Here is a 6,613-nt window from a genome sequence, read left to right as displayed (position 1 = left end):
CCACGGTGCGCGAGCAGATCGACCGGATCCGCACCCCGGGCTACGTGCTCTTCGATGCGGCGGGCAACAGCAACACCGGCCCGGTGGCAGCGGCGGTCAAGGCCCAGGGGAGCCAGACGATGATCCTCTCCGACTACTCCAAGACCTTCCGGGTGGTGGGCCTGTTCCGCCTCGGCTCCACCTTCGCCGCCGACAGCAACCTGATCAGCAGCGACACCACGGCCCTGCAGCTGGCCTACAAGCAGATCAACGAGGGCGAAATCTCCATGGGCCTGATCCGCGTCAGCGATCCGGCGGCCGTGGCCTCGGTGCAGCGCCACCTTCGCGCGTTGTACGGCAGCCAGCTGCAGGTGTTCACCAAGCCGGAGCTGATCGCCAATGAGCAGAACTACTGGAACACCAGCTCCTCCTTCGGCATCATCTTCGGCTTCGGCACGATCATGGGTCTGCTGGTGGGGGGGGTGATCGTCTATCAGGTGCTGTACACCGATGTCAGCGATCACCTGCACGAATACGCCACCCTCAAGGCCCTGGGCTTCCGCAACCGTTTCCTGCTGATCCTGGTGCTCCAGGAGGCTTCGATCCTGGCGGTTTCCTCCTTTGTCCCCGCCGTGGTGGCGAGCGCCGCCCTCTATGCCTTTCTCACCGCCGTCTCCGGCATCCAGATCGTCATGACCACCGACAAGACCCTGCTGGTCTTCAGCCTCACCATCGGTGTCTGTGCTCTGGCGGCCGCCATCGCCCTGAACAAGCTGCGGGATGCCGATCCGGCCAGCGTCTTCTGAACCCGATGCAGCCTGTTGTCGCCGAAAATCTGCGCCACGCCTACGGCGAAGGTCCCCTGCGCAGCGAGATTCTGCACGGGATCAGCTTCAGCGTGAACCCCGGCGAGATCACCCTGCTGGTGGGACCCTCCGGCAGCGGCAAGAGCACGCTGCTCACGCTTGTCGGGGCCCTGCGATCGGTTCAGGAGGGCTCCCTGCGGGTGCTGGGCAGCGAGGTGCGGCGCTCCAGTGAGCGTAGCCGGGTGGAAATCCGGCGCCGCATCGGCTTCATCTTCCAGAGCCACAATCTGGTGGCCTCCCTCACCAGCCTGCAGAACGTGGCGCTGGTGCTGCAGCTAAGTGAACCGGATCCCCAGCGGCGCCGGCACCGGGCCACCGCCCTGCTCGAGGCGGTGGGTCTGGGCCACCGCTTGGATTACTTCCCTTCCGAACTCTCCGGCGGCCAGCGGCAGCGGGTGGCGATCGCCCGGGCCCTGGCCCCCGAACCCGACCTGGTGCTGGCCGATGAACCCACCGCCTCCCTTGACAGCACCTCCGGCCAGGAGGTGGGGGCCCTGCTGGGCGACCTCTGCCGCAAACGGGGCAGTTCGGTGCTGCTGGTGACCCACGACCTGCGCCTGCTCGATGACGCCGATCGGATCTGGGCCATCGAAGATGGCAGGGTCGAACCCTGGAAGGGGTCCCACTGAGTTCCCCGTCACCCGGCCCCATGCCCGTCATTCCCCCGGCCGACGGCGGCACGATCTACCCGGCGGACTGGCTGGACACCTGGCCGTGGCAGGGCCAGACGATCAGCTACGTGCGCCGCTCTCCCGCGGCACCAGGCCCGGCCGGGGCCTTGCCCGTGCTGCTGATCCATGGCTTCGGCGCCTGCAAGGAACACTGGCGCCACAACCTGCCGCCCCTCTCCGGCAGCCGGCCCGTCTTCGCCTTGGATCTGGTGGGCTTCGGGGCCAGCAGCAAGCCACCCTCCCGCCTCGAGGGCGAAGCCGACGACGGCCTGGCGCTGCGCTACGGCATCGACCTGTGGGCCGACCAGGTGGCGGCCTTCGTTCGGGAGGTGATCGGCACGCCGGTCCAGCTCGTCGGCAATTCGATCGGGGGCGTCGTGGCCCTCGCCGCCGCCGCCAGGCTCGGGGATGACGCCCGCCAGGTGATCCTGATCGACTGCGCCCAGCGCAGCCTCGACGACCGCCGCCTGGCCGAGCAGCCCCCCCTGCGCCGGATCGGCCGACCCCTGCTGAAGCGACTGGTGCGGCAGCGCTGGCTCACGGGCCGCCTGTTCCGCTGGGTGGCCAATCCCGGTGTGATCCGTAAGGTTCTGGGCGCCGCCTATCCCAGCGGCGACGGTATCGACGACCAACTGGTGCAGCTGTTGCTGACCCCGGCCCGCAGCCCCGGCGCCGAGGAGAGCTTCCGGGGTTTCATCAACCTCTTCCGGGATCGGCTCGCCCCGGACCTGCTGGCGGAGCTGACCATCCCGGTCCGTCTGCTCTGGGGTGAGGCGGATCCGTGGGAGCCGGTCGCCGAGGCCCGGCGCTGGACCGGGGCCTACGGAGCCGTGCGCGACCTGCGGATCCTGCCCGGCCTCGGCCACTGCCCCCACGACGAAAATCCCCCCCGGGTGAACCCGGTTCTGGAGGAGTGGCTGGCGATTGGGGATCAGGCCTGAGGCGGAGCCGGCGGCCTTTCGCTACCGAGCCGGGTGCGCCAGCGCTGACGCCCGGGATCCCAGCGCAGCCAGCCCCGTTCCTGCAGTCCGGCCCGCAGCTGCTCGGGGGAATGACCCAGGAGGGGGGCGGCGGCGGCACAGCAGGCGTCGAGTTCCGGCTCCGCCAGGCCGGCCCGGAGGCCCATGGTGAGCAGTTGCCGCAGCGCGGCGGGTTCCAGGGCCAGCAGCCGGCCCATGCTCAGGGGGCCGTCCGGTAGGGCGAGGGGCTCAGAGGAGCGCATCGGCGAGGTCGGCCGCGAGTTGGGTCACCCCGGCGCTCCATGGATGGGAGGGGACATCCACCAGGGCCAGGCTGCCGCTGGCGATGGTGAGCAGGTCGTCGCTGAGGGGCAGGATCGCTCCGACGGGAATGCCATAGCTCTGGGCCACCCGGGCGCGCACCTGTTCGGCATCGAAATGGGCGGGCAGTTTGTTCACCACCAGACGGGCCTCGGGCACCATCAGCCTCTGGGCCACCTCAATCGCCACGGCCGTGCCGAGGTAGTCCTGCTGATCAGGGCGCATCACCATCACCAGGCAATCGGAAATGGCGGTGGACAGCAGGGTCTCCTCGTTGATCCCCGGGTGCGTGTCCACGATGAGCAGGTCGAGGCGCTGACTCTGACCAAGGCTGAACAGGGCATCGTTGAGCCTCTCCACCTCATAGCCCTCGCGCAGCAGTCGAGCGATCCTGTCCCCATCCATGGCTGCCGGCACCAGATAAATGCGACCTCTACCACCTCCCAGCGCAGAAGGTGTCACATCATGGGAACACTCTTCGATCGGGATGGAGCCTTGCAGATGGTCATTGAGCGTATGGGAATCCGGTCCGGCCGTAAATCCGCACAGCACATGAATGCCCGGTGAAGCCAGATCGGTGTCAAACACGCCCACCCTCAGTCCCCGGGCCGCAAATGCGGCCGCCAGGTTCGCTGAGAGGTTGGATTTTCCCGTTCCACCACGGAAGGAATGGACGGAAAGGATCCTGGTCATGGAGCGATCGAACTCTCAGACGTGAGAAAATCATAGTCATGGCGTTACAGGCCCTTTTGACGATTCGCCAATGGTTCGCAGGCCGACCTGAGCGCTCACGGGAGGCGAAGCATGGGCGACCGATGCGTCTGTCCGTGAGGCTGATGCTTCTGGGGATCAGCGGCCCTCTCGTGAGCCTGGCGATCTTCCTGGCGCTGGCCACGATCGGCTCGATCCGCCTGGCCCAGAAGGCCCGGATCGAGATCAGCACCATGTTCGACCACGACAACCTCACCTCCCTGGCGGTCACCACCTCGATCATCCAGAAGTCGGCCGAGGAGTTCAGCCGGGTGATCAGCCAGGACTCCCAGGACCTGCGCAAGGCCCTGGCGCCGTTGCGGCTGGATGCGGCCGGCCGCCTGTCCTGGAAGGACCAGCCCCTCAAGCCGGCCCAGGCCCCCCCCCTGCTGAACAATCAGTTGCGACTCCCCCTGGCCCTGCTCCGGGAGCGGGCCGCCCTGTACTACCGCGACCGCAGCGGCACCTGGCGCCGGCTCACGGGCATCACCAGCCAGGGCCAGGCCCTGAAGCCCGGTGCACCGGCCCTGTCAGCCACGGTGGACGACTTCGAACACCTCTTCAAGGGCGCCCCGTCCTCGGAGACCAGTCGCAGCGCCATGCTGCAACTGGATGGGGAATGGCGCATGGCCCAGCTGACCATCCTTTCGGGTCGCAAGCCCGGCGAGGGCCACCTGGCGCTGCTGGTGGACGTCAGCACCCAGGCCGCCTCCAAGCTCCTCGCCGCCGGCTCCAGCCTCTTCCCGATCGACACCCACCAGGCGGCCTTCTTCGGCATCACCCCCACCGGGGGGCTGTACTGCAACTACCAGACCCCGGACACCCAGGCCTGCATCGACCTGGCCATGGCCCTGCGGCAGAACGGCGGCATTCCCAATCCACGCACCCTGGGCCACAGCCAGACCTTTGAGCGCAAGGCCAAGGTGCGCCCGCCGGGCTCCACCACGCCTGTGCTGCAGCATCTGTACATCGCCACCTTTCCGGAATGGAACTGGCTGGCGGTCGTGTCCGTGGAACAGGAGGCCCTGACCGATGCCCTCCTGCCGTTGCAGGAGGCCAAGGACGAGATGGTGCGCCGGCTGGTGATCCTCACCCTGATCCTGATCAGCGCCAGTGGCGCCGCCGCCTGGCTGATCGCCCGCGGCATCCGGCGGGAGCTGCGGGAGCTGGCGACCGCCGCCGACGCCATCGCCGACGGCAAGGGTCATCAGGCCCTCACCTACCCGGCGGACGACGCCATCGGCCGGCTGGTGCGGGCCTTCAACCGGATGTCAGGAGCCGTGGCCGACCGGGAGAACTCCCTGCGGGACCAGATCCGGCAGATGGAGATCAACATCAACGCCAGCGACCTGCAGGGCCAGGTCTGTTCGATCCTCAACGACCCCGGCTTCGAGCAGCTCAGTGCCCGGGCCCGGGCCATGCGCCAGCGGCGGATGGAGCAGATCAGCGCATCTGAGCCATCCGCGTCGGCAGCCGCAGGGTCTGAAGGGGATTGCCCACCGCCTGGAGAAGGGCGGGATCAGGCTGAACCGGCAGGCCGCTCGAGCGGCTGAGCTGCACCAGGATGTCGTTGTAGGTGGCCAGGTTCTGGATGTAGGAGCTCACCGCCTGGCTGATCTCCTGCTGGGCCTGAACCACATCGGTGATCGTGCCGTAGCCGGCGTTGAAGCGCAGGGTCTGGAGGCGCAGCGCCCCGTTGGCCGCCTGGACCCGATCGGCACCGGCCATCACGATGCTGCGACCGGAGCGGGCCTGGGCCACCAGGGATTGCACCTCGCTGCGCACCTGCAGCACGGTGGCGCTGTAGGTCTCGGCGGCGGCAGCCGCCTGGCGGCGGGCCGCGGCGGCGTTCATGCGGGCCTGGCCGCCGTCGAAGCCAGTGAAGGTGAGCTGCAGCAGGGCCGATCCGTTCCAGGCGTCGGAGCGGGCATCGGGCACGAACGGCGGGCCCTGGGTGAGGTAGCCCACCCCCTTGGTCCAGTAGAGGGAGGTGATCAGCTGCAGGGTGGGGCGGTAGGTGGCCAGGTAGATCCGGGCCTGGGCCTCGTTGGTCTGGATGGCGAGGAGCTGCTGCTCCAGCACCTTGCGATAGGCGAGGCTCGCTTGGATCGTGTCGTCGAGGGCGTGGCCCCAGGCGCCGAGGGGCGTCAAGGGGGAGGCGGGCGTAAGGGCGTCGGGACTGGGGGTGGCCAGCAGCTGGGCCAGGTTGGCCCGGGCCGTCTCCACCTGCTGCTCGGCGGCCAGGAGCGACTGGCGATCGGCCAGCAGGACGGTCTGCTGCTTGAAGACCTCCAGCTTGGAGGCCACCCCCATCTGCACCCGGGTCTGGGCGAGGCGGTAGAGCAACTCGTCGTTCTCGACGATCTCACGGCCGGTCTTCACGGCGGCGACGGCCCGCTGCAGGTCGATGAAGGCCGACTGGGTCTTGAGGCGCTGGTCGCGGCGGGTGATCACATAGGTGTCCGCCGCCTGGCGCACCAGATACTTGTTCTGCCAGATCGTGGCCGAGCGGGTGGGATCGATCAGGTTCCAGGTGGCATCGACCTGGCCGATCGCCTGGAAGTAGCTGGCCTCGAACACCCTCTCACTGCCGAGGCCGGAGCCCGTGATGGGGAAGCCCGCGGAGGCGCTGAAGGGGTAGTTGTAGAAGGTCTTGGAGGCGTAGGGACCTCCGTTGAGGCTGAGGTTGAGGGTGGGCCACCAGCTGGCGTAGGCCGCACCGAGACTGTTCTGGGTCGCCACCAGGGACTGGTAGGCGGAGCGCACCACGGGATTCCGTTCCACCGCCCAGGCCGCCGCCTGTTCCATCGTCAGGGCCCCCAGCAGATCGCTGGGCAGTTCGCTCAGGCGGTCGCCGGTGGGCATCGGGCCGGGCCAGCCAGCCCCCAGGCCCTCCACGGCCTTCACCTCGGGTGGGCTGACCGAGGCCGGCAGGGACTGGGCCCGGGCGGGATATAGGAGCGGAAGGCCTCCGATGCAGGCGGCCAGGGCGCAGTGGGTAAGGCGGACAGATAGGGACAGCAGCGTCGAAGGCCCGTGGGCCCCGCAGATGGAACGCCGCTTCATC

At 68.5% G+C, this 6,613-nt stretch carries 7 protein-coding genes; 4 read left to right on the top strand and 3 right to left on the bottom strand.

The features are described from left to right. The 3 genes from KBZ04_RS13000 to KBZ04_RS12990 all read left to right on the top strand — a co-directional run. A partial coding sequence (locus KBZ04_RS13000; protein WP_254992329.1) for an FtsX-like permease family protein occupies positions 1 to 785 on the top strand: 785 nt, incomplete at its 5' end. 5 nt (positions 786 to 790) lie between these two features. Next, a complete protein-coding gene (locus KBZ04_RS12995; RefSeq protein ID WP_254992328.1) occupies positions 791 to 1,474 on the top strand; it encodes an ATP-binding cassette domain-containing protein in 684 nt (227 codons plus the stop codon). A gap of 20 nt (positions 1,475 to 1,494) precedes the next feature. Continuing rightward, positions 1,495 to 2,457, top strand: coding sequence for an alpha/beta fold hydrolase (locus KBZ04_RS12990; protein ID WP_254992327.1), 963 nt, complete (start codon positions 1,495 to 1,497; stop codon positions 2,455 to 2,457). Here the strand turns inward: KBZ04_RS12990 and KBZ04_RS12985 are convergent. After that, complete coding sequence (locus KBZ04_RS12985; RefSeq protein ID WP_254992326.1) at positions 2,448 to 2,738, bottom strand: hypothetical protein; 291 nt, start codon at positions 2,736 to 2,738, stop codon at positions 2,448 to 2,450. The two genes, KBZ04_RS12990 and KBZ04_RS12985, sit on opposite strands and share 10 nt — an antisense overlap. Beyond that, on the bottom strand, positions 2,725 to 3,489 hold the full coding sequence (locus KBZ04_RS12980) for a MinD/ParA family protein (RefSeq protein WP_254992325.1): 765 nt from the start codon (positions 3,487 to 3,489) through the stop codon (positions 2,725 to 2,727). The genes KBZ04_RS12985 and KBZ04_RS12980 overlap by 14 nt, the downstream gene beginning before the upstream one ends. Positions 3,490 to 3,632: 143 nt before the next feature. Between KBZ04_RS12980 and KBZ04_RS12975 the strand changes: the two genes are divergently transcribed. Further along, positions 3,633 to 5,099 carry a HAMP domain-containing protein gene (locus KBZ04_RS12975; RefSeq protein WP_254992330.1) on the top strand — a complete coding sequence of 489 codons (1,467 nt, stop codon included), beginning with the start codon at positions 3,633 to 3,635 and terminating at the stop codon, positions 5,097 to 5,099. Here the strand turns inward: KBZ04_RS12975 and KBZ04_RS12970 are convergent. Continuing rightward, on the bottom strand, positions 4,990 to 6,613 hold a 1,624-nt coding region (locus tag KBZ04_RS12970), incomplete at its 5' end, for a TolC family protein (protein WP_254992324.1). The two genes, KBZ04_RS12975 and KBZ04_RS12970, sit on opposite strands and share 110 nt — an antisense overlap.

It is taken from the genome of Cyanobium sp. N5-Cardenillas, from assembly GCF_024345515.1.
Classification (GTDB): domain Bacteria; phylum Cyanobacteriota; class Cyanobacteriia; order PCC-6307; family Cyanobiaceae; genus Cyanobium.
Note: the sequence above shows the minus strand (reverse complement) of the source record. Positions and strands in the feature narration are given on the sequence as shown.